Below are 22695 nucleotides of genomic sequence, written 5' to 3' on the forward strand. Positions count from 1 at the left end.
TGCGGCTGTGCCCCTCTCTGGGCGGAGCCGGCAAATGCGGACGAGAAGAGCTAGGGCGACGTAGCGAGCATCAGCGATGTGCACTTGCATATCGCGAGCCGACCAGACGAGACCGGTCGACCGCTGTGACGGAGCCTGTGCTTATGCCTGGGAGGAGGTGCTGCGATGCGAGCTACCGCAAGTGTTGCAGCGCCGGAACCCGACAATCGAATCACCATTGTGAGGAGTATGCGCATGCAATTCCGCCAAGCCCTGATGGCCGGGGCCGTTGCCGTCTTTTTCTGCGGCGTAGGTCACGCCGGCGTATCGTCTGAGGACGCGCACAAGCTCGGTGCCACGCTTACGGGCGTGGGGGCCGAAATGGCCGGCAGCAGCGACGGTGCCATTCCCGCTTATACCGGCGGACTCACCAGTGCCCCGGCTTCGTTCAAGGCCGGCAGCGGCATTCGTCCGGACCCCTTCGCCAGCGAGAAGCCCGTCTTCTCGATCGATGCGAAGAACATGGACAAGTACGCGGCCAACCTGACCGAAGGCACCCGGGCCCTGATGAAGAAAAACCCGGGCTATCACATCGACGTCTATCCCACACATCGCACCGCGGCTTTTCCGAAGTTCGTGCTGGACAACACGGCCAAGTGCGCCGTCGAGGCCAAGACGGCAGCCAATGGCCGTTCCATGAGCGGTTGTCACGCGGGCTTCCCGTTCCCGATGCCGCAATCGGGCTTCGAGGCCATGTGGAACCATCTGGTCCGCTTCAACGGCGTCGCCTATGCCGCCAAGTATCGCAACTACAACGTCGATGCATCAGGCGGCGTGGCGCTCACCACGGAAGGCAATGCATCCGAGGAATATCCGTACTGGGATGTGAGCAGGCCCGATGCCGATGTCTATTGGCAACAGCGCCTGATCTATACCGGCCCGGCACGTCGCGCTGGCGAGGCTTTGCAGATCGTCGACCCGCTCAATTACGAAGACAAGGGCCGCCACGCATGGCAATACCTGCCGGGGCAGCGCCGCGTGAAGGTGGCGCCTGACCTGGCGTTCGATACGCCAAACCCGGGCTCGGGCGGCGCCTCGACGTTTGATGACGTGTTCCTCTTCAATGGCTCGATGGATCGTTACGACTTCAAGTTGGTGGGCAAGAAGGAGATCTTCATCCCCTACAACGCCTACAAGATGGCGTACGACACCAAGGCGCAGGACCTGCTCAAGCCGAACTTCATCAATCCGGACGACGTGCGCTGGGAGCGCCATCGCGTGTGGGTGGTCGAGGCCACGCTGGTACCAGGCAAGCGCCATATCTACAGCAAGCGCACGTTTTACCTCGACGAGGACAGCTGGGCAGCGGTCGCCTCCGACGCCTATGACGCCCGTGGCCAGTTGTTCCGCACCGGCTTCGCCTATATCACGCCGAGCTACGATATTCCCGCGCCGATCGCCGACCTGCACGGCATCTATGACCTGATTGCGGGCTCGTACTCGTTGACCGCCTTTACGGGGGAAACCGGTGGCTTCCGTTACACCACGCCGATGACAGAGCGCGACTGGGCTCCGGCATCGCTGGCGGGTTCGGGCATTCGCTGATCGCGCTGGATGTTGCAGTCGTGGTGGCGCGCGGGACAGCACCCTGCTATCCCACGCGCCACCGACCGACAGGGGAGCCGGCATGCAGGCAAGGTGCCGCTCCCATGGCGGGGAAACACGCTCAGACGCGGGCCGTGTTTCCACCCCACCTGCACGCGTCGCCCTGGATCACGCACGTTGCCGGCCACCGGCTTGCGCCGGGGCCTGCGCTCGGGGATTCAACATTAGGTCTTTCGTCTTCCGGGACTTCCCATGTTTCTGCATAGCATTCGACGCGCGCTGGTAGCGCTTGCCTTCATGTTGCCGGCCGTTGCGTTCGCCGACTTCACCGACGTGCTGGATACGCCGGCGAGCACGAGCCCACTCGCGTCGAGGGGTTTGCTCAATGGACTGGTGCTGGCTGGCAAGCGTCTCGTGGCCGTCGGGCAACGTGGCCAAATCGTCTATTCGGACGATGCCGGCGCCAGCTGGCGACAGGCTTCGGTACCGGTCGCATCCGATCTCGTAGCGGTGAGCTTTCCGACGCCGCAGCAGGGTTGGGCCGTGGGACATGACGGAGTCGTACTTCACAGCAGCGATGGCGGCACGACATGGATAAGGCAGCTGGATGGGCGGCGTGTTGGCCCGTTGATGATGGAACAGCTGCGTGCGCGCGCCGCCCGAGGCGAACTCGGCAGCACCGCGGACGCCGCCGCGTTGATCGAGGAAGCAGCGCGTATCGCGGCGCAAGGTGCCGAGAACCCGTTTCTTGATGTCTGGTTTGCCGACGAGCACAACGGCTTCATCGTCGGCGCCTTCAACCTGATCTTTAGGACCACGGACGGCGGCAAGACCTGGGTCTCGTGGTTCGATCGCACCGAAAACCCCGATCGCCTGCACCTGTATGCGGTACGCGGCGTGGGTACGGACGTCTATATCGCGGGCGAGCAGGGCCTGCTGCTCAAGCTCGACCGTGGGGCCGAGCGCTTCCATGTGCTCGCCACGCCCTACAAAGGCACTTATTTTGGCGTCGTCGGCAGCAGCGATGCGGTGCTCGTCTACGGCCTGCGCGGCAATGCCTATCGCAGCATTGACGGCGGCGCGCATTGGCAAGCCATCGACACCGGCATCCAGGAAGGGCTCACCGGCAGCGCGGCGTTTGGTGCGCAGGGTCTGGCCCTGGTCAGCCAGGCAGGCAGCCTGCTGGTGAGCCGCGACAGTGGTGCGCACTTCACGCTGTACAGGCAGGCCAAGCCCGTACCAGCCTCCGCCGTTGCCGTCGCGGGCGATGCCACCGTGATCGCCGGCGCGCTTGGGGTGAAAACCCAGGCGTCGCACTGAGAAGGTTGGGAGACAAGCACGATGAACGTTGAAAACGTATCGCTCGACCGCATGCCGGTCGTGAGCACACTTCGCGAGTTCGATGCGAAATCCGGCAACATGCTTGAGCGCCTGGTGTTCAACCACCGCTTTGCCATGATGCTGGTATGCGCACTGGCGACGGTGCTGCTGGGCTGGGTGGCGGTGACGAGGCTGAGCTTCAACGCCAGCTTCGAGAAGATGATCCCGAGCAACCACCCGTATATCCGCCACTACCTGGAAAACGCGAATGAACTGCGCGGCCTGGGCAACTCCCTGCGCGTGGTGGTGGCGGTCGACGACGGCAACATTTTCGATCCGAAGTACCAGGAAGCACTGAAGAAGATCAACGACGAGCTGTTCCTCACCCGCGGCGTCGATCGCGCGGGGCTGAAGTCGTTGTGGACGCCCGCGGTGCGCTGGACCGAAGTCACCGAAGAGGGCTTTCGCGGCGGCCCGGTGATGCCCGACAACTACGACGGTTCGCCGCAGCACACCGCCCAGCTCAAGCTCAATATCGCCCGCGCGGGCATCGTCGGACGCTTCGTCGGCAACGACTTCAAGTCCAGCATGATCTTCGTGCCCTTGCTGTCGAAGGATCCGGAGACCGGCGCGGCCATCGACTACCGCGCGTTGTCGCACACCCTGGATGACCTTCGAAGCCGCTACGAGGCTACACCGGGCGTGAAGATCCACCTGCACGTGATCGGTTTCGCCAAGCTCGTCGGCGACCTGATCGACGGGCTGGTCAAGGTGATGGGTTTCTTTGCGATCGCCGCGCTGATCGCCATGCTGGTGATCTACGGTTATACACGCTGCGTACGCAGCACCGCGTTGGTCATCCTGTGCTCGGTGGTGGCCGTCGTGTGGCAGTTGGGTCTGGTTGCCTTGCTGGGTTTTGCGCTGGACCCGTTCTCGGTCCTGGTGCCGTTCCTGATCTTCGCGATCGGCGTCTCGCATGGCGCGCAGAAGATGAACGGCATCATGCAGGACATCGGCCGCGGCACGCACCGGCTCGTCGCTGCGCGTTACACGTTTCGTCGCCTGTTCCTCGCCGGTGTCACCGCGCTGTTGGCGGACGCGGTGGGTTTCGGCGTGCTGATGCTGATCGACATCCCGGTGATCAAGGACCTCGCGCTCACGGCCAGCATCGGCGTGGCCGTGCTGATCTTCACCAACCTGTTGCTGCTGCCGGTCCTGCTGTCCTTCAGCGGCGTCGATCCCGCCGCCGCCCAGCGTAGCCTGCGTTCCGAGCGTGAGCGCGCCGAGGGGCAGGGAACGGGCGTCGTCTGGCAGTTACTCGAGCGCTTTACCACGCGCCGCTGGGCGCTCGCCGCGCTGGGCGTTGCCGCGGTGCTGGCCGGCGCCGGCCTCATGGTCAGCAAGCACCTGAAGATCGGTGACCTCGAACGTGGTGCGCCCGAGCTGCGAGCGGATTCACGCTACAACCGCGACAACGCCTACATCACCGGCAACTACTCGCTTTCCAGCGACATGTTCGCGGTGATCGTGAAGACGCCCGCCGAAGGCTGCCTCAAGTACGCCACCCTGGTCGAGGCGGACCGCCTGGCCTGGACGCTGCGCCAGGTACCCGGTGTGCAGACGACGATCTTCCTTGGCGACGCGATACGTCAGATCACGGCAGGCTCGTATGAGGGCAGCCCCAAGTGGCTGACCATTTCGCGCAACCAGGACGTGCTCAACTACGGCGCGCAGCAGGCCTCGGTCAACAATCCGGACTTGTTCAACAACGCCTGTTCGGTGATGCCGGTGATCGCCTATCTCACCGACCATCGCGCCGAGACGCTGGACCGCGTGGTGGCCGCCGCGCAGGCCTTTGCCGCCAGCCACGGTGGGTCCGATCGCGGGTATCTGCTCGCCGCCGGCAGCGCGGGTATCGAGGCAGCGACCAATATCGTGGTGCGCCAGGCCGATCGCACGATGTTGTTCTACGTTTATGGCGCCGTGATCGTGCTGTGCTTCATCACGTTCCGCTCCTGGCGCGCCGTGGTCGTCGCGGTGGTGCCGCTGATGCTCACCTCGATCCTCTGCGAAGCGCTGATGGTCGCCCTGGGCATCGGTGTGAAGGTGGCGACCCTGCCGGTGATCGCGCTCGGCGTAGGCATTGGCGTCGATTACGCGCTGTACCTGCTGTCGATCCAGCTCGCCCAACAGCGCGCCGGCGTGCCACTGCAGGACGCCTACCGCCACGCCGTGCAGTTCACCGGCAAGGTCGTGGCCCTCGTGGGCATCACGCTGGCTGCGGGCGTGGTGACGTGGGCTTTCTCGCCGATCAAATTCCAGGGCGATATGGGCATCCTGTTGACCTTCATGTTCCTCTGGAACATGGTCGGCGCCCTCGTCCTGATCCCCGCGCTCTCCCATTTCCTGCTGCGCAAGGCCACATGAGGCGCGCAGGCGGAACCGTCACACCACCTTCGGCTGATCGGTCGAACATGGAATGCGCCTTGGAATGCGTCGCGGCAGTCGTCGACTTGCTATGGCCGCAGCAAAAGAGAGGAGCCGTCCAGGCAGCAAAGCCGAGTGCTGATGTCCGGCGTCGCGAGTGCCACGGCAAGACGAACTACGCGCGAGAACTTTGCCCCGGTGGGCACGGTCCCACTCCGTAATTGCGCGCGTCACTGGACGCAAGCCGTCTGCGCTGCCCCGGGGCAACTCGGCATCAGTCGACGACGAGGCTTTCAGGAGGTGACGCTCTGCCCTGCCTGACGCACGTCAACGGAGGTCGTGGTGGTGAAGGATTACAGCCGCTCAAGCGCTACAGGTCGGGAAGAGTTCAACCCAAGCTGCCAGGTTTTCCTCGTGCCGTGGCCGGAATGGGCTCGGGCCACGGTAGGTGGAACAGTGTTGGGACTTGTCACCCTGCTGCATCTGTTCCTGATCGTGTATTTGACCATTCCGCCAGTCCCGCCCGATGAAGTGCACGAGCCGTTCACCGAAAGCAGTGCAAGCGCGCTGAAAGTGACCTTCGCCAAAGCGAGCCTCGGCGAAAGCACGCCGCCCGCGACCATGGTCGCGCCATCCGCCGGACACACGTTGCCCACGCTATCCAATGCGGCTGAGAAAAAGCGGCATGCGACCGCATCCTATGAAGCTGGCGCGCCGGTCGAATCCGTGGTCGCACCGAAGGATGAACGGACTGCCGATGCTCGCGTCGAACCAGAGCAAGTCACCAACCCTACGATCGCTTACAGGAGCCCATTGCTGCAGGGGAAGCCAATGGGAACGTCACTCCGAGATCCTCGTCGTCTGCCAGGCCATCCGGACGGCGCCTTGGTGAGCAGCGTTGCCCTCAGTGAGCCGCCGAGTATCCGAGAGTCCCTCAGGCTCGGGGGCCAGTTCCTGAATTGCAGCCAGGTGCGGATAGCGCGATTTCTATCGGCCAGCGAGATGGATAAGCGCCACATCACCAAACAACAGCTTGATCAGGCGTTTACGGAATACGGCTGCACTTAGGCGATGGCTCCACAAGGATCGGGATTGATGGCGAGGGCCGCTTCCGCCTCATGGCGCGAACCAACTGCCTCCGGCCTGGCCAGAAGGTACCCAACCCACTAGCCCCACCCGGCATCGGTGGTGTTAAGTTGCGCGACCATTCACTTGCTCGTCGGAGCCCTCCATGTCCCGTGTTCGTCCTGCCGGTTCGCCGGTTGCTGCGCGTCGTAAGTTTTCGTGCCTGGCCCTGGCGCTAGCGGCGGCACTTGCGGCCGGTACCGTGGGTGCGCAGCAAGCGCGCACGGACGATGTGCCACCGCCGCAGGACACACCGTACGTCGGCACCGTGGGCATTCACGTCGATGCCAGCGACACCGCCCAGGGCATCTTCCGCGTGCATCAAACGATACCGGTGAAACCGGGTGCGTTGACCCTGCTGTATCCCCAGTGGATTCCTGGGGACCATTCGCCGACGGGCCCCGTCGCCATGCTCGCCGGCCTGACGCTCAGCGCCAACGGCAAGCCGATTGCGTGGAAGCGCGACAAATACAACGTGTACGCGTTCCATCTCGACGTGCCCGCGGGTGTCTCCTCGATCGATGCGTCGTTCCAGTACCTGTCGGGCCGCACCGACAGCGAAGGCTTCGACATCACCGACCGCATGATGGACATGGAATGGAGCAAGGTGGCGCTGTATCCCGCCGGCTACTACACCCGTGGCATCACCTTCGCGCCCAGCATGAAGCTGCCGCATGGCTGGCAGCTGGGCACGGCGCTGGAGACGGCCTCCAAGTCGGGCGACACCGTCACCTTCAAGCCGGTGACGTTCAACAACCTGGTCGATTCGCCGGTCTATGCGGGCCAGTACTTCAAGCGCGTCGAGCTCAACCCGGGCGGCGATGCGCCGGTGTACCTGGACCTCGTCGCCGATGCGCCGAAGTACCTGGAGATGACGCCCGAGCAGCTGAAGGTGCACCGCGCCCTGGTGACGCAAGCGGTGAGCCTGTTCGGCTCGCACCACTACGACCACTACGACTTCCTGTTCTCGCTGTCGGATCAGATGGGCGGCAATGGCACCGAGCACCACCAGTCCAGCGAGGATGGCCTGGGTTCCGACTACTTCACCGGCTGGAGTGAGGCCGCGCCTGAGCGTGACCTGTTGGCGCACGAGTATGCGCATTCGTGGAACGGCAAGTTCCGCCGCCCGGTCGACCTATGGACGCCCAACTTCAACGTGCCGATGGGCGATTCGCTGCTATGGGTCTACGAGGGACAGACGCAGTACTGGGGTTTCGTGCTTACCGCCCGTGCCGGCATGTGGTCGCCGCAGCAGTTCCGTGACGCCCTGGCCATGGTGGCGGCCAACTACGATCGCAACCGCGAAGGCTTCCAGTGGCGCACGCTCGAGGACACCACCAACGACCCCACCGTTGCCCGCCGCTCGAGCTTGCCGTATCGCAGCTGGCAAATGAGCGAGGACTACTACAGCGGCGGCCAGATGATGTGGCTGGAGGTGGACGCCAAGCTGCGCGCGCTGACGCATGACCAGAAATCGCTGGACGATTTTGCGCGCGCATTCTTCGGCGTCGACAGCGGCAGCTATGTGACGAAGACCTATACGTTCGATGACGTGGTGGCGGCGCTCAACGGCGTGGCCGCGTACGACTGGGCGAGCTTCTTGCGCGAGCGCGTCGACACGCTCAATCCGCCGCTGCAGAATGGCCTGGCGGCCACCGGCTGGAAGCTGGTCTACACCGACAAGGAAAGCGAATACGAGAAGCAGTACAACAGCCGCTCGGAACCGTCCCGTCACTTGTACAACTTCGCCTGGTCGATCGGCCTGACCATGAACGACAAGGACCAGGTCAACGACGTGCGCTGGAATGGGCCGGCCTTCAAGGCCGGCGTCAGCACCGGCGCCACCCTGGTTGCGGTGAACGGTCAGAACTATTCGAGCGACGTGCTGAAGGACGCGATCACGGCGGCCAAGGACAGCAAGGCACCGATCCAGCTGCTGCTGAAATACCAGGGCAGCTACCGCACGGTGTCGGTCGATTACCACGGTGGCCTGCAGTACCCGCATCTGGTGCGCGTCGAAGGCACGCCTGATTACCTGAGCGAGATCATCGCGCCGCGCAAGTAAGCGCCAGGGCGAGTGCCGGGATGGACGGCGGAGCAAGGCGCGCCTTGCTCCGTTTGTCGTCGATGTGGGCTGTGAGGTGCACTGCCAGCGTGACGGAGAAACGAACGCTCGCCGACTTCGGCGGATTCATGGATGAGCCGTTCGGTTCGGCCGTGCGCCAGAGCCGCTGCGGCTCCGGCGCCCTCGGCACCCGCTAGAACTTGTACGAGATCATCAAGCGGTTATAGGTGAACGACTCGTTGCCCGGATTGAGGTTGCCGGCTCCGCCGACGGAGCGCTCCCAGCGATTGCGCAAGGTCAGGCCCTTCAGCACGCTGTCCATGTTGTAGACGATGTCGAAGTAGATATTGTGGCTGGTGCCGCGCGATTCCGTGGTGTACTTGGCGTAGGACGTCACCAGTTGCAGCTTGTTGTCGAAGAAGTTGTAAGTAGCCTTGGCCTTCCATGCGTGGCCGGGACCGGTTTCGACCAGGCCGCGGATCATCGACGTCGTGAACAGCGGGTCGGTGGCGTAGTTGGTGGTGTAAGGGGAGATCAAGGCGCCGCCGCCGACCGCGCTCGATTCCTGCTGGAGCTTGTTGTAGGCCAGGTCGATGCGACCATTGAAGGCCGTCGTGCCGATATTCGCGCCCCAGGCCTCGCTGCGCACGCGCGTGCCCGCTATGCCAAACAATTTGGTGTGGGTGTCGACCAGGATGTTGTCGTTGCCGCCGTTCTCGTTGACGTACTGCAGCGAAAGGGACGGATCGAAGTGCGTGCCGGTTTTCAGCGTGTACGTACCGTCCACGTAGCCCATTTGCGCGAAATTGATGAAGTCGTAGTACCAGCCCTGGGCTTTCACGGCGTCGTTGGTGTAAGTCGTGCCCGCGGCCCACACGCCATCGGCCCGCGGAGCGGTCGCCGGCAACGATCCGTTATTGCCAAACATCGAGTCGCCGTCGAAGGTGGAGGGGTAATAGAGGTTGTTGTAATACATGCCCGTGGACGTGCGACTCTTCCAGCTGTAGGTGCGGATACCGTAGAGGTTCCAGCCCGTGAGTGGAGTGACATCGACCAGGATGGCGTTGTACGACGCAGGAATGACCCGCGAATCGCTTTTCCCCATCCATGGCGTGTCGAGGTACTGGTAGCCGCCACGCACGAACAGCCAGTCGTCCTTGAACTGCAGGTAGGCCTGGCTAAAGGCACCGATGGAGTTGTTTGGCCCCATCAGCGAGGTATCGATCTTTGCCAGCGTGTCCGACTGAGTGCCCAGCGAGTTGGCGGTGACGAACGATCCGCCCAAGCTGAAGCCGCCGAGAAAGTTTCCTGTATGCGCATTGATCAACGCCGCCAGGGAAAATGCACTCGCATTGGGCGTATTCGGCGTGTCATACAACCGATCGAAGTTGTAAAGGCGGAGCTCGCCATCGACGTGCCCGTTGGCGATGATGTCGTTGGAGCCTTGGTTGTCGGCATGGCTCGTGGTGGTAAAGACGCCCAGGAAAACACTTGCCACTGCGATGGCCAGCTTCTGTCGCATACGATCTCTCCCCAGAGTTCCCATACACATGGCGCACCCGCCATTCGGATTTCGCGTATTTTGCTAGAGCCCCAACCCTCGTGGTGGGAATTGTAACCAAATTGTCATAAATCGCGACGTTTGTGGGGACAGGCGATATCGCCCCCGTCATGCCTAAAAGGGGGGCCTCGGAAGTACGCCCAGGCATCGAACAGGTGCACAAAAGGCTAGGCAAATGGCACATCATCCGCGTGGCGAGAAACGTCGCCGCCAAGGAGTGCCCGCAGCCATGCACTACTCAAGACTCTGCGCCGTGCTGATCGACTGCCAGTCACCTGATCTTGATCAGGCGGCCAGCTTCTGGGCTGAGGCGCTTGGCCGTCAGATCGATCCGGATCATCCAGGCACGCGTGGCAACTACCGCATGCTGGAGACCCCGCCCGACGAACCCATCGTGCAGATTCAACGCGTCAGCCACGAGAGCAGGGTTCACATCGACATTGAAACCGATGACATTCCCGCCGAGGTAAGTCGCCTGGAAGGGCTAGGTGCCAGCGTGGTCAGTCGCCTGGAGCGTTGGGTGGTAATGCAGGCTCCGACGGGACAACGATTCTGTGTCGTACGCGTGCAGCGACCGGGTTTTCCCAAGAACGCGAGACGCTGGCCGTAAGGCGTCTGAAAAGAGGGGCGTGCGTGGCAGGGTGGGCCATTGCCCTTGGTCTTGTTCACCCCGGCGGCACTCGGGTTACGAGCATGTCCGTCGACGCGGCATCGGCCCCGTTGCGCGTTCTCCCCTTTTGGCGCGCCCTGAATTGGGTGCATGATGAAACGCGCGGGTCGATCGCTGGGGTCTGACCCCGTGTTTCGACCAAAGCGGCCATCCTTCGGCCATTGCCAGATCCCTATGCGAAAGATCAAACGTTCTCTGCTGGAAACCGATGATGCTTTGCCCACACCCGTAGGCATCGGCGACGCAAGCCAGGTACGACCCAAGACGGCCGTGTGCGTGCCGTGGGACCTCTCGCGCGCACTCCTACGCGGCGTCGTCGCTTGACCCGCGCGGCGCCTGCTCCGCACATCGAACTTCTTTCGGAAGACGCCCTGCTGCTGCGTTTCGGCGAGAGCATCGAGTCATCGATCAATGCACGCGTGCACGCGGCGGCGACCCGGTTGCGCGAGCAGCTTGCTGGCGTCGAGTGCGTGCCAGCTTATGCGAGTTTGTTGCTGCGCTTCGATCCGGCGCAGTGGGACGATAGCGACCCGGTGGCGCCAGCCCAACGCGTGAGCGAGCGAGTGATGGCGGCATTGCAGGAACTGCCGGATAGCGGCGACGGCGACCGCGAGGTCGATATTCCGGTGTGGTACGGCGGCGACGCAGGGCCGGATCTGGCAGCGGTCGCAGCCCATGCAGGGTTTGCTTGTGACGAAGTGATCGCTCGCCATAGCGCGGCGACGTATCGCGTCGCCATGCTTGGCTTTGCCCCCGGCTTTCCTTATCTGCTTGGCCTCGATCCCACCTTGGCGATGCCGCGCCGGAGCGATCCGCGCATCAGCGTGCCGGCCGGCAGTGTGGCCATCGGCGGGGAACAAACCGGCATCTATCCACAAGCCTTGCCGGGCGGCTGGCAGCTGATCGGTCGCACGCCACGGCGTCTGTTCGATCTTCATGCGGCAACGCCGTCGCTGTTGCAGCCGGGAGATCGTGTGCGTTTCCGCGCGATCGATGAAGACGAGTTCCAGCGGCTTGCCGCCGAGGCGCGCCGATGAGTGTGTTCGTGATGAAACCCGGGCTGTTGAGCAGTCTTCAGGACGGCGGACGCCTGGGCTATGCCGCGCTCGGCGTAGGCAGGGCCGGCGCAGCGGATTGGCCCGCATGGCGGTTGGCGAATGCACTCGTCGGCAATGCCAATGGCGAAGCCGCACTGGAATTCACGCTGATCGGTCCGACGCTTCGCTTCGAGCGGGCGACGGTGATCGCGCTGACCGGCGCGCCGGTGGACGCGCGCGTGGGCAATCAAAGCTTGCCCGGCTGGACGCGTTGCGTACTGCCCGCCGGTAGCGCGCTGCAGTTGGGCGGCATGCGGCATGGTTGCCGCGGCTATCTGGCGGTTCGGGGAGGGTTCGCGGCGGCGACCGTGCTCGGAAGCCGGAGCACAGACTTGAATGCACGCATCGGCCCCTTCGACGGACGCGCGCTGCAAATCGGCGACCAGCTTGAGGTAGGCGATGGCGATCCAGCGCTGCCGCCACGCTCGGTCAGGGCGCTGCAAATGATGCGTTGGGGGCTCGATCCGCAGCCCTGGTTCGACTATGGCCGGGCACCGTTGGCGCTGTGGCGTGGTCACCACTTCGACCAGCTCGACGACACCTCGCAACAGGCACTGTTCAAGGCCTCCTTCACCCTCAGCAAGGACAGTAATCGGGTCGCCAGTCGCCTGGACGGCCAACGGTTGAATTTGCGCCAGCCCATGGAGCTGATTTCCGAGGCGACTGTGCCGGGTACCCTACAGCTGCCGCCCTCCGGCCAGCCGATACTGTTGCAGGCCGAGGCGCCGGTGACCGGGGGTTATCCTCGCATCGGCCAGCTTGCGGCGGTGGACCTGCCGCGGCTCGCGCAGCGGCGGCCCGGCGATACCCTATGCTTCCGGGAGACCACCCTGAGCGAGGCTGCACAACGACTGGCCGCGCGCCGGCTGCGGCTGCAGCGCCTGCTCGAACACATCGAACGACGGTTGGATTTCGCATGACGCCTGACGTACTCAAGACCATCGACCTCAACAGCGACCTGGGCGAATCCTTCGGCGCATGGCGGATGGGCGATGATGCCGCGTTGCTCGCCATCGTCAGCTCGGCCAATATCGCCTGCGGCTTTCATGCGGGCGATCCGGACATCATGCGGCACACGGTGTCGCTCGCGGTGGAACACAACGTGGCGATTGGCGCTCACGTCTCGCTCCCCGACCTGCAGGGGTTTGGCCGCCGCGAGATGGCGGTGACGCCGAACGAAGCCTATGCGATGACGCTGTACCAGATCGGCGCGCTGCACGGTTTTGCGCAGGCTGCAGGCACGCGCTTGCGCCACGTAAAGCCGCATGGCGCGCTGTATAACATGGCTGCGCGCGACGCGAAGCTGGCGGACGCGATCGCGCAGGCGACGCGCGATTTCGATCCGACCCTGTGCCTGTTCGGCTTGGCGGGTTCGGCCTTGGTCAAGGCCGGCCTCGATGCGGGATTGCCGGTGGCTTCCGAAGCGTTCGCCGATCGCAGCTATCGTGCCGATGGATCGTTGCAGCCGCGTCGAGAACCGGGTGCGGTGATAACCGAGAGCGACCAGGCCATTGCCCAAGCCATGGCGATAGCGCGCGAGGGCAGCGTGCGTGCTGTCGATGGCCAGATCATCTCGCTGCAGGCCGATACGTTGTGCGTGCATGGCGACGGCGCGCATGCGGTGGCGTTTGCCCGCAGCCTGCATGCGGCACTGGAAGCCGCCGGCATGGTCGTCGCTGCCCCGCATGTCTCACGCCCGATTACATCAGGCGCTCGCGCATGAATTATTGGCCCTTGCTTGGCGTCGCGGTGATCGTGGTCGGCTTTGCCTTGCGCTTCAATCCGGTGCCGGTGGTGGTGTGTGCGGCCCTGGTCAGTGGCCTGCTGGCTGGTTTGCACGTGCCCGATCTGCTGGCGCTGCTCGGCAAGAGTTTCGTTTCCAGCCGCATGCTGATGTTGTTCGTGCTGACCCTGCCGGCCATCGGCCTGCTTGAGCATGCAGGCCTGCGCGAACATGCCCAGCGCTGGATGGGACGCCTGCGCGGACTGACCTTGGCGCGACTGTTGATCGGCTATCTGCTGGTGCGCGAACTGTTGGCGATGCTTGGCCTCACCGGCGTCGCAGGCGCCGCGCAGACCGTGCGCCCGTTGCTGGCGCCGATGGGTGAGGGCGCCGTGGAGAAAATCCTGCCGGTGGTGACGGACGCCGACCGCGACGAGTTGCGCGCCGTGGCGGCGGCGACGGACAACGTCGGTCGTTTCTTCGGTGAAGATGTCTTCATAGCCTTGGGCGCCGTACTGCTGATCCAGGGCTTCTACGCACAACACGGTATTGATTTGACGCCGCTGTCGATCGCGTTGTGGGCCTTGCCCACGGCCATCGCTGCCTTCGTCATCCAGTCCGTTCGCGTATGGCTGTACCAGCGTCGCCTGCTGCGCCGCGCGGCCCGCATGCGCGCCGAACAGGCAGCCTGAGCATGTTGCGCATCGAATATGCCTATTGGCTGATCGCGGCCTTCCTTGCCTACACCGGGCTGGGCAATCTGCGGGAGCGACATGGTTGGCGCGCGGCCTTCTGGCTGCTGCTGGGCGGGTTGTTCGGCGGCGGCGACTATGTGCTCGCGCAGCAAGCGGTGGGTAACCTGCTGCCGGCGCAGATCGCGGGCGTCAGCGTGATCGCGTTGGCCTTGCTCGCACCACGGCTGCATCGACATGCGCACGCGGACAGCGGCGATGCCGAATCGCGCCTTCGATCCGCCATACGCCTGGGCCACAAGCTGTTCGTGCCCGCGCTGTTGATTCCGTTGGTGACCCTGCTGGTCGCACTGTTCGGCGCGTATCTGTCGATCGCCGGTTACGCGGTATTCGCCAAAGCGCAGATGACTCTGACTGGACTGGCGTTAGCTTGTTTGGTGGCCTTGTTCGCCGCGGCAAGAGTGGCGCGTGCACCCGTGCGCCAAGGCATCGCGGAAGGCCGTCGCCTGCTCGACGCGATCGGCTGGGCGGCCTTGCTGCCGCTGTTGTTGGCAGCCCTGGGCGAAGTATTCACGCACAGCGGCGTGGGCACGGCCATTGCGGCTTTGGCCAGCAACAACCTGCCAACAAGCAGCGCATTCGCCTGCCTGCTGGTGTTTGCGCTGGGCATGGTGTTGTTTACCGTGATTATGGGCAACGCGTTTGCGGCATTCCCGGTGATGATGGCCGGCATCGGCTTGCCGCTGCTGATCCACCAGCACGGCGCGAACCCGGCGATCCTCGGCTCGATGGGCATGCTGTGCGGCTATTGCGGCACCTTGCTGACGCCGATGGCGGCCGACTACAACCTGGTGCCGGCAGCGCTGCTGGAGCTGCGCAACCCCTACGGGGTGATTCGTGCGCAGGTGTGGAGCGCGGTATCCATCTTCATCGTCACCTTCGCGATGATGTGGATGCTGGTATTCCGTTGATGGGATGAGACAGACCATGATGAGCAACATGCCACGCATCCTTCTGACGGGCTTCACCCCGTTCGGCAACGACGTCATCAATCCATCCTGGGAGGCCGTGCGCCTGCTGCACGACCAACACATTGCCGATCACCGGGTGGTGGCGCATCTGTTGCCGACGGCCTTCGAGGATTCGCGCCGCGAGCTGGAAGCTGCCGTGCGCGAGATCGAGCCCAGCATCTTGCTTGGCGTCGGCCAGGCCGGCGGCCGCAGCCGGTTGTCGATCGAGCGGGTGGCCATCAACGTGCAGGATGCGCGCCTGCCGGATAACACCGGCGCGCAACCGATCGACGAAGCGGTGATCCCGGGTGGCCCGGCGGCATATTTCAGCACGCTGCCGATCAAGGCCATGCTTGCCGCGCTACAGGCCGACGGCCTACCGGTCGAAATCTCGAATACGGCTGGCACCTATGTCTGCAACCACGTCGCCTATCTGATGTTGCACGAGGCGGCCAAGCGGAAGGGTATGCGCGCGGGCTTTATCCATATCCCTTACCTGCCGGAACAGGCCGTGCGTCTGCCGCAGGCGCCCAGCATGGCCAGGGACGATGTCGTGCGTGCCCTGACCGTGGCCCTGCGCATCGCGGCCGGCCAGGTCGTCGACGACAGGCTGGGTGCGGGCACCCTGGATTGACGCCGCCGCCCGCCACGTAGCCATCGTCGCGTGAATCTCGCACGTTCCTCCGCACCCCATTCAGTGAGCGGGTGCGTGCCATGTCAAAACGACAAATCGACGCCATGGCGGTGGTTCACCCTTTCGTGCGAAGGACACAGTCACCCAATGAAGGGCACAAACTTCCCTACTCCAAAACGTGTCCCCGACGCCGGCCGGCCGGGGCCTGGCGCTTTGTGCGAGCGAGGCCGGAGCTGCCTTCGATGGCTTTCGATGTGAGGATTTGCGCTTTCACACAGGGGGCACAGAGCTGCCTTTAGGTTGAGGCCTTGTCGATCCCAGGGCGGAACCTGGGCATCAAAAAACGCAGGGGAGAGGACAGGCACGTGTCGATGGCCGTCCAGGCGGGCCGGACGGTCACGCCATGACCTGTTCGAGTGCGAGAAGAACACCTTGGCCGAGGAGGTTCGATTGCCCTGTTTCACCGCCAGAGTCCGCCGCTACTTTGAACCGGCGACGGTGTGGGTCCTCACGCTCGCGTGCCTGGCCTGTAGCAACACGCAGAATGCGCCGGCGGGCGCGGGCCAGCCATTGACGGTTCTGGTCACCACGGTTATCGCGTCGCCGACGCCCAACATCGTTGAGCTTCCAGGCCGGATCGAGGCCGTTCGAACGGCGGAAGTGCGTGCGCGCGTCGACGGTATTGTCGAACGCAGGCTCTATCAGGAAGGGACGGACGTAGCCGCCGGGGCGCCGTTGTTCCAGATCGACGCACGCGACTACCGCGCGCAGTTGCAGCAAGCCCAGGCGAGCTCGCAGCGCGCCGACGCGGTGCAGGTCAATGCCGCCGCCGTGGTCGCGCGGTTCAAGCCACTGGTCCAGCGGCAGGCGGTGAGCGCGCAGGAATACGAGGAGGCCGTGGCCTCCCTCCAGCAGGCCCAGGCTAACGTATCGGACGCACACGCCCAGGTGGAACTGGCGCAATTGCGGCTCGATCGTTGCATCGTCACGGCGCCGATCGCCGGTCGCGTGGGGCGTGCGCAAGTGACCGAGGGTGCCCTGGTCAGCGGCAGCGCAGCGACCCTGCTCACCCAGGTCAATCAGCTGTCGCCGATCAGCGCCGTGTTCACCCAGTCGAATACCTCGTTGCTTGACTTTCAGCAGCAGGTACAGTCCGGCGCCCTCAAGGCGGCCGACCGGAAACACGTCGAGGTGCAGCTGATTCTTGCGAACGGGCAAGAGTATGGCGAGAGGGGCTTCCTGGATTTCACCGACCTGGTCGTCGAGCCATCCACCGGCACGCAGACCGTACGCGCCCAGTTCGCCAACCCGGCGCGCATCCTGCTGCCTGGTCAGTTCGTGCGTGGACGCATCGTCACCGGCACCCTCAAGTCGGGTATCCGCGTGCCCGAACGGGCCGTGCAGATCGACAACGGCGCGGCAAGCGTGGCCATCGTCGCCGACGATGGCTCGGTGGTCCGTCGAAACGTGGAGCTTGGGGCGCAAGACGGCGGCGAGTGGATCATTCTCGATGGCTTGAAGCCGGGTGAGCGCGTCATCGTCGATGGCTGGCACAAGGTCCAGCCGGGGATGCGCGTGAACGCCCAGCCGGCACCGGCTCCGCTGCCATCCACGCACTGACCGGGCGCCGCCGATGAATCGCTTCTTCGTCTACCGCCCGGTGTTTGCCTGGGTCATCGCGCTGTTCGTGACGCTGTTCGGCGTCATCGCCATCGTGCTGTTGCCGGTGGAGCAATATCCTGATGTTGCGCCACCGTCGCTCACGGTGTCGGCGAGCTACAACGGCGCCGACGCGCAGACGCTCGACCGCTCCGTCACCTCGATCATCGAAAACGAGATGAATGGCATCGAGAACTTTCTCTACATGTCCTCGACCAGCCGTTCCAACGGCACCGTGCAGATCACCGTCACGCTGCAGCCCGGAACCGATCTCGACACCGCGCGCTCGCAGGTGCAGGACCGCCTGAGCCGGGTCGAGCCGCGTCTGCCGCAGGAGGTGCGCCAGCTCGGCATCACCGTCACCAAGTCGTCGTCCGGCTTCCTCATGCTGATCGCGCTGCAATCGACGGATGGCACGACCGACGCGGTGGAAATGGGCAATTTCGCCTCCAACAACATCGTCAACGAATTGCGCCGCATTGGCGGCGTGGGCGATGTGCAGCTGTTCGGCTCGTCCTACGCGATGCGCATCTGGCTCGATCCGAACAAGCTGGCGGGGCTTGGCCTGTCGGCCAGCGAAGTGCTGACCGCGGTGCGCGAACAGAACAGCCAGACCGCGGGCGGTGGGCTGGGCGACCAGCCGATTGCGCCGGGCTCCGAATTCAATGCCCAGATCGTCACCCAAAGCCGCTTCACCACGCCCGAGCAATTCCGCCAGATCATCGTGCGCGCGAACCCGGATGGCTCGACCGTGCGGGTGGGCGACGTCGCGCGGGTGGAGCTGGGCAACGACAGCTACGGGTTCCGATTGACGGTGAACGGCAAGGAGTCGGCCGGCATGGCGATCCAGCTCGCCAGTGGTGCCAATGCGCTGGCCGTGGCCACCCAGGTACGCCGGCGCATGACGGAATTGCAGCCGATCTTTCCGCGCGGCGTGGTGTGGACGGTGCCGTTCGATACCACGCCCTTCATCACCACGTCGGTGCACGGCGTGCTGCGCACGATGGTCGAGGCGCTGCTGCTGGTGACCGTGGTGGTGTTCCTGTTCCTGCAGACCTGGCAGGCCACGCTGATTCCCACCCTGGTGGTGCCGATCGCGCTGATCGGCACCTGCTGCGGCCTGTATCTGTTCGGCCTGTCGATCAACATCCTCTCGTTGTTCGGCATGGTCGTGGCCATCGGCATCCTCAACGACGATGCCATCGTGGTGGTGGAGAACGTGTCGCGCGTGATGCGCGAAGAAGGTCTGAACGCTCGCCAGGCGACGGTCAAGGCGATCGGGCAGATCTCAGGCGCCGTCATCGGCAGCACCCTGGTGCTGGTCGCGGTGTTCGTGCCGATGGCGTTCTTTCCGGGTTCCACCGGCGGCATCTATCGGCAGTTCTCGGTTACGTTGACCGTGTCGATCTTCCTCTCCACCGTGCTTGCGCTGACGCTCGGTGCGGCTTTGTGTGCGGCCTTGCTCAAGGGCGAGGCGGAGCCCGCGCCGAGTGCCGCGCCGGCCCCACGCAGCGCACCGGCGCGGATGCTGCAGCGGGTGTTCGGTGCGTTCAACCGTGGCCTGGATGCGGCGACGGTGAAGTACGCCCGTGGTGTCGACGCGATGCTGCGCGCACCCGTGCGCTGGCTGCTGGTGTTCGCCGTCGCGTGCGTGGTCACGGTGTTCCTGTTCATGCGGCTGCCCGGAGGATTCCTGCCCACCGAGGACCAGGGCCACATCTTTGTCTCCTATACCGGCGCGCCCGGGTCCACCGTGGGGCGAACCCAGCACGCGGTCGACCAGGTCGAAGCGTTCCTGCGCCAGCAGCCGCAGGTGCGCAACATCGCCACGGTGACCGGCTTCAGCTTCTTCGGCCAGGGCCAGTCGGCGGCGCTCTCGTTCGTGGACCTGCAACCCTGGGACGAGCGCCCCGGCGCCGGAAACTCGGCTAGCGCCCTGGTCCAGCGCAGCAACGCGGCGTTCCGGCAAATCCCCGAGGCGATGATTTTTGCGCTGGACCCTCCAGCGATTCCGTCGCTGGGCACCGCGACCGGCTTCACCATGAAGATCCAGGATCGCGGCGGGGCGGGCGCCGCCGCCCTGCAGCAGGCGGCCTTGCGCATCATGATAGAGGCCGCGCAGAGCCCCGTGCTGATGGGCGTGCGTTCGGAGGGCTTGCCTGCGGCGCCGCAACTCTACGTCGAGATCGATCGGGTCAAGGCGCGCGCGCTGGGGCTGCAGATCGGGCAAGTGAATCAGGCCCTGTCGCTGGCGTTCGGTTCCAACTACGTCAACGACTTCCTCTACGAAGGCAATGTGCTGCGCGTGTTCCTGCAGGCCGATGCGGCGCAGCGCATGCGGCCGGAGGACGTGAGCGCGCTGCGATTGCGCAACGACCACAACGAGATGGTGCCGTTTTCGGCGTTCACGCGCGTGCACTGGATTTCCGGGCCACAACAGCTCGAACGCTACAACGGCTTTCCCTCCGCCACCATTTCGGGCCAGGCTGCGGCCGGCCAGTCGAGCGGCGCGGCGATTGCCGAGATGGAGCGCATCGCCAAGCGCGTGCTGACCGGCAACCTGAGCTACGAATGGACCGGAACCGCCTTCGAAGAGAAGCAGGCGGGCGGGCAGATCGGCATGCTGCTGGGACTTTCTTTGATCGTCGTGTTCCTGTTGCTGGCGGCGCTCTACGAAAGCTGGGCGATTCCGGCGGCGGTGCTGCTGATCATTCCGTTCGGTGTCGTGGGCGCGGTGCTGCTGACCATGGCGCGCGGCTTGTCCGCCGACGTGTATTTCAATATCGGCCTGGTCACCATCATTGGCCTGGCGGCAAAAAACGCGATCCTGATCGTCGAGTTCGCGATCAAGGAAGAGGCCGAGGGCAAGGACCCGATCACGGCGGTGAAGAATGGCGCGCAGCAGCGCCTGCGCCCGATCCTGATGACCAGCATCACCTTCGTGCTTGGCATGATGCCGCTGGTGCTGGCGACCGGAGCGGGCGCGGCGAGCCGGCGGGCGGTCGGTACCGGCGTGATGGGCAGCATGCTCACGGCCACCTTCTTCGGCATCTACTTCACGCCGCTGTTCTACGTGGCGGCGCGCCGGTGGCTAAGCCGCGAGAAGCGCTACAGCGAGGAGGACGATCTCGCGGCACTGCCAGCGGAGCCTCCCGGGCCGGGCGGAGGTCCGCGCGATGCGTAGATGCCTCGTCCTGCTTGCCGCATGCAGCGCGCTGGCTGCCTGCAATCTCGCGCCGACGTATCGTCAGCCCGAGCTGCCGGTGGACGACCACTTCGACCCTGCCGAGGCGCCCGCGCCCGACGGCGGCCACCTCGCCACGGAGATTGGTTGGCAGGCATTCTTTGGCGACCCCCAGCTCAAGTTTCTTATCGTCGCGGCGCTTGAGCACAACCGAGATCTCGCCGCCTCGGTGGCGCGCATCGAGCAGGCGCGCGCGCTTTATCGCATCCAGCAGGCCCAGCGCCTGCCGCAGGTCAACGCCAGCGGCGGGGTGACCCGGACCCAGGCGCCGCTCGGTTCATTCGATCCGGAATTTGCCGACAGCAGCGCCACCGTGATCTTCAATCAGTACAACGTCCAGGTTGCGGTGACCTCGTTCGAGCTGGATTTCTGGGGGCGCGTCAAAAACCTGAGCGAAGCCGCGCGTCACCGCTATCTGGCGACGGTGGAGGCGCAGCAGGCGTTTCGCCTGTCCCTGATCAGCAATGTGGCGGCGACTTATTACGCGATCCGCGCGGGCGAGGAAGGGATTGAACTGGCCGAGCGCACGGTCAAGAGTCGCCAATATGCACTGGACATCGCCCGGCTCCGCCTCAACGCCGGCGTGACCTCGAAGGTGGATTATGAGCAGGCGGCGATTCTCGTCACGCAGGCGCAGACGCAACTGGCGGAACTGCATAGGACCACCGGGCAACTGCGCAACCAGCTGATGATCCTGGTCGGCGGCCCGGTCGCCGGCCCGCTGCCGGCCGGGCGTTCGATCGAAGACCCTGGCCAGTTCGCGGAACTCGAAGCGGGACTGCCCTCCGCCCTGCTCACGCATCGCCCCGACATCCGGCAGGCGGAACAGCAACTACGCGCCGCCGACGCCGACATCGGCGCGGCGCGCGCCGATTTCTTCCCACGCATCGCCTTGACCGGCAGTTACGGCTACGCATCGTCCGAGCTGAGCGAGCTGTTCACGCGCGACAAGCAATCGTGGTCCATCGGTGGCCTGATCAGCCTGCCCATCTTCGATGCGGGACAGCGTCGGGCGCAGCTCGGCCACGCGCAGGCACGACGGGATGAACTGGTGGCGACCTACCAGCGCGCCGTGCAAACCGCTTTCAGCGAAGTGTCCGACGCACTGATCGGCCGACAGCGTTACCAGGAGCAGATCGCGGCGCAGGAACGGGCCGTGGAGGCGCAGCGACGGCTGGCCGAAACGGCCGAGCTTCGCTACCAGAACGGCATTTCGATCTATCTCGAGGTGGTCGATGCGCGGCGTAACCTGTTCTCCGCCGAGCAGGAGCTGATCCAGCTACGCGCGACCGCCCTGCAGAACGGTGTCTCTCTCTACGTCGCGCTGGGCGGTGGATCGGAGGCGCCATGAGGCGCAGGCCATCGCCGTCGTCTGGGCGCCGGACCATGGATCCAAGCGCCGGGGCGTGCAGGCGGGACGCGGGAGGCGCAGCATGTTCGACATCGGTCAGGGCAGCACGTCCGGACCGATCAACCACTCGAGGAGACATCCCATGTTGGATTGGCCTGAATATCGCAATGAGCTGATGGGTCGGATTGGCGAGATCGGCAAGCTGAGTCCGGGCACGCTGGCTGGCTATCAGACGCTTTCCAGTGCTGGCCAGAAGACCGGACACCTGGATGCGAAGACCCGGGAGCTGATTGCGCTGGCGGTCGCCGTCACCACCCGTTGCGATGGATGTATCACCGTGCACACGGCGGAAGCACTCAAGCATGGTGCCAGTCGCGAAGAGATCGCCGAAGCCCTCGGTGTGGCCGTGGCCCTCAATGCGGGTGCGGCGCTGGTGTATTCGGCCCGCGTCATGGACGCTGCTGCTGCCTATGGCGGTGCCGCATCCGCTTGATGGGTGGCATGGGCCATCGGCCACGCCGATGGCCTCGCGG

At 64.6% G+C, this 22695-nt stretch carries 17 protein-coding genes; 16 read left to right on the forward strand and 1 reads right to left on the reverse strand.

The genetic code is table 11. From position 1 onward, the window contains the following. Nucleotides 1–234: 234 nt before the first annotated feature. From OUZ30_RS16920 to OUZ30_RS16940, 5 genes are all read left to right on the forward strand, one after another. Entirely contained in the window at nucleotides 235–1584 is a 1350-nt protein-coding gene (locus tag OUZ30_RS16920; protein ID WP_266183615.1) for a DUF1329 domain-containing protein, read from the forward strand. Nucleotides 1585–1836: 252 nt separating this feature from the next. After that, the gene (locus OUZ30_RS16925) at nucleotides 1837–2904 is read left to right on the forward strand and encodes a YCF48-related protein (RefSeq protein WP_266183616.1); all 1068 of its coding nucleotides are present in this window, start codon (nucleotides 1837–1839) and stop codon (nucleotides 2902–2904) included. Between the two features lie 21 nt (nucleotides 2905–2925). After that, nucleotides 2926–5331 (forward strand): efflux RND transporter permease subunit, encoded by a 2406-nt coding sequence (locus OUZ30_RS16930; RefSeq protein WP_266183617.1) that lies wholly within the window; start codon nucleotides 2926–2928, stop codon nucleotides 5329–5331. A 345-nt stretch (nucleotides 5332–5676) separates the two neighbouring features. After that, complete coding sequence (locus OUZ30_RS16935) at nucleotides 5677–6399, forward strand: hypothetical protein (protein ID WP_266183618.1); 723 nt, start codon at nucleotides 5677–5679, stop codon at nucleotides 6397–6399. 163 nt (nucleotides 6400–6562) lie between these two features. Further along, nucleotides 6563–8521: a M61 family metallopeptidase gene (locus OUZ30_RS16940; RefSeq protein ID WP_266183619.1), complete on the forward strand. Its 1959-nt coding sequence runs from the start codon at nucleotides 6563–6565 to the stop codon at nucleotides 8519–8521. Nucleotides 8522–8714: 193 nt separating this feature from the next. Here OUZ30_RS16940 and OUZ30_RS16945 read toward each other — a convergent pair whose 3' ends face one another. Beyond that, the gene (locus OUZ30_RS16945; RefSeq protein WP_266183620.1) at nucleotides 8715–10043 is read right to left on the reverse strand and encodes a hypothetical protein; all 1329 of its coding nucleotides are present in this window, start codon (nucleotides 10041–10043) and stop codon (nucleotides 8715–8717) included. 268 nt (nucleotides 10044–10311) lie between these two features. Here OUZ30_RS16945 and OUZ30_RS16950 point away from each other — a divergent pair, with 268 nt between their 5' ends. From OUZ30_RS16950 to OUZ30_RS17000, 11 genes are all read left to right on the forward strand, one after another. Next, nucleotides 10312–10692, forward strand: coding sequence for a VOC family protein (locus OUZ30_RS16950; RefSeq protein ID WP_266183621.1), 381 nt, complete (start codon nucleotides 10312–10314; stop codon nucleotides 10690–10692). A 380-nt stretch (nucleotides 10693–11072) separates the two neighbouring features. Next, nucleotides 11073–11789 carry a 5-oxoprolinase subunit PxpB gene (gene pxpB, locus OUZ30_RS16955; RefSeq protein ID WP_266183622.1) on the forward strand — a complete coding sequence of 239 codons (717 nt, stop codon included), beginning with the start codon at nucleotides 11073–11075 and terminating at the stop codon, nucleotides 11787–11789. After that, complete coding sequence (locus OUZ30_RS16960; RefSeq protein ID WP_266183623.1) at nucleotides 11786–12769, forward strand: 5-oxoprolinase subunit C family protein; 984 nt, start codon at nucleotides 11786–11788, stop codon at nucleotides 12767–12769. The genes pxpB and OUZ30_RS16960 overlap by 4 nt, the downstream gene beginning before the upstream one ends. Then, nucleotides 12766–13572 carry a LamB/YcsF family protein gene (locus OUZ30_RS16965; RefSeq protein ID WP_266183624.1) on the forward strand — a complete coding sequence of 269 codons (807 nt, stop codon included), beginning with the start codon at nucleotides 12766–12768 and terminating at the stop codon, nucleotides 13570–13572. Before OUZ30_RS16960 ends, OUZ30_RS16965 begins: the two co-directional genes overlap by 4 nt. Beyond that, nucleotides 13569–14264, forward strand: coding sequence for a DUF969 domain-containing protein (locus OUZ30_RS16970; RefSeq protein WP_266183625.1), 696 nt, complete (start codon nucleotides 13569–13571; stop codon nucleotides 14262–14264). Before OUZ30_RS16965 ends, OUZ30_RS16970 begins: the two co-directional genes overlap by 4 nt. A gap of 2 nt (nucleotides 14265–14266) precedes the next feature. Beyond that, a complete protein-coding gene (locus tag OUZ30_RS16975) occupies nucleotides 14267–15235 on the forward strand; it encodes a 5-oxoproline transporter, DUF979 family subunit (RefSeq protein WP_266183626.1) in 969 nt (322 codons plus the stop codon). Between the two features lie 28 nt (nucleotides 15236–15263). Beyond that, nucleotides 15264–15908, forward strand: a complete 645-nt coding sequence (pcp, locus tag OUZ30_RS16980; RefSeq protein WP_266183627.1) for a pyroglutamyl-peptidase I — start codon at nucleotides 15264–15266, stop codon at nucleotides 15906–15908. A 450-nt stretch (nucleotides 15909–16358) separates the two neighbouring features. Further along, nucleotides 16359–17528, forward strand: a complete 1170-nt coding sequence (locus tag OUZ30_RS16985; RefSeq protein WP_266183628.1) for an efflux RND transporter periplasmic adaptor subunit — start codon at nucleotides 16359–16361, stop codon at nucleotides 17526–17528. Nucleotides 17529–17541: 13 nt separating this feature from the next. Next, nucleotides 17542–20751 (forward strand): multidrug efflux RND transporter permease subunit, encoded by a 3210-nt coding sequence (locus OUZ30_RS16990; RefSeq protein ID WP_266183629.1) that lies wholly within the window; start codon nucleotides 17542–17544, stop codon nucleotides 20749–20751. Further along, nucleotides 20744–22162 (forward strand): efflux transporter outer membrane subunit, encoded by a 1419-nt coding sequence (locus tag OUZ30_RS16995; protein WP_266183630.1) that lies wholly within the window; start codon nucleotides 20744–20746, stop codon nucleotides 22160–22162. The genes OUZ30_RS16990 and OUZ30_RS16995 overlap by 8 nt, the downstream gene beginning before the upstream one ends. Before the next feature lie 142 nt (nucleotides 22163–22304). Continuing rightward, the gene (locus tag OUZ30_RS17000; protein ID WP_266183631.1) at nucleotides 22305–22655 is read left to right on the forward strand and encodes a carboxymuconolactone decarboxylase family protein; all 351 of its coding nucleotides are present in this window, start codon (nucleotides 22305–22307) and stop codon (nucleotides 22653–22655) included. The last annotated feature ends 40 nt before the right edge of the window (nucleotides 22656–22695 follow it).

Origin of the sequence: Dyella humicola, assembly GCF_026283945.1 — a bacterium.
GTDB classification, from domain to species: Bacteria; Pseudomonadota; Gammaproteobacteria; order Xanthomonadales; family Rhodanobacteraceae; genus Dyella; species Dyella humicola.

What these genes read in the sequence shown, in the direction of transcription:
- OUZ30_RS16970 (WP_266183625.1), top strand. Translation starts at nt 13,569, where the DNA reads ATGAATTATTGGCCCTTGCTTGGCGTCGCGGTGATCGTGGTCGGCTTT.
- OUZ30_RS16925 (WP_266183616.1), top strand. Translation starts at nt 1,837, where the DNA reads ATGTTTCTGCATAGCATTCGACGCGCGCTGGTAGCGCTTGCCTTCATG.
- OUZ30_RS16945 (WP_266183620.1), bottom strand. Translation starts at nt 10,043, where the DNA reads ATGCGACAGAAGCTGGCCATCGCAGTGGCAAGTGTTTTCCTGGGCGTC.
- OUZ30_RS16950 (WP_266183621.1), top strand. Translation starts at nt 10,312, where the DNA reads ATGCACTACTCAAGACTCTGCGCCGTGCTGATCGACTGCCAGTCACCT.
- OUZ30_RS16940 (WP_266183619.1), top strand. Translation starts at nt 6,563, where the DNA reads ATGTCCCGTGTTCGTCCTGCCGGTTCGCCGGTTGCTGCGCGTCGTAAG.
- pcp (WP_266183627.1), top strand. Translation starts at nt 15,264, where the DNA reads ATGCCACGCATCCTTCTGACGGGCTTCACCCCGTTCGGCAACGACGTC.
- OUZ30_RS17000 (WP_266183631.1), top strand. Translation starts at nt 22,305, where the DNA reads ATGTTGGATTGGCCTGAATATCGCAATGAGCTGATGGGTCGGATTGGC.
- OUZ30_RS16930 (WP_266183617.1), top strand. Translation starts at nt 2,926, where the DNA reads ATGAACGTTGAAAACGTATCGCTCGACCGCATGCCGGTCGTGAGCACA.
- OUZ30_RS16920 (WP_266183615.1), top strand. Translation starts at nt 235, where the DNA reads ATGCAATTCCGCCAAGCCCTGATGGCCGGGGCCGTTGCCGTCTTTTTC.
- OUZ30_RS16990 (WP_266183629.1), top strand. Translation starts at nt 17,542, where the DNA reads ATGAATCGCTTCTTCGTCTACCGCCCGGTGTTTGCCTGGGTCATCGCG.
- OUZ30_RS16975 (WP_266183626.1), top strand. Translation starts at nt 14,267, where the DNA reads ATGTTGCGCATCGAATATGCCTATTGGCTGATCGCGGCCTTCCTTGCC.
- OUZ30_RS16960 (WP_266183623.1), top strand. Translation starts at nt 11,786, where the DNA reads ATGAGTGTGTTCGTGATGAAACCCGGGCTGTTGAGCAGTCTTCAGGAC.
- OUZ30_RS16995 (WP_266183630.1), top strand. Translation starts at nt 20,744, where the DNA reads ATGCGTAGATGCCTCGTCCTGCTTGCCGCATGCAGCGCGCTGGCTGCC.
- OUZ30_RS16965 (WP_266183624.1), top strand. Translation starts at nt 12,766, where the DNA reads ATGACGCCTGACGTACTCAAGACCATCGACCTCAACAGCGACCTGGGC.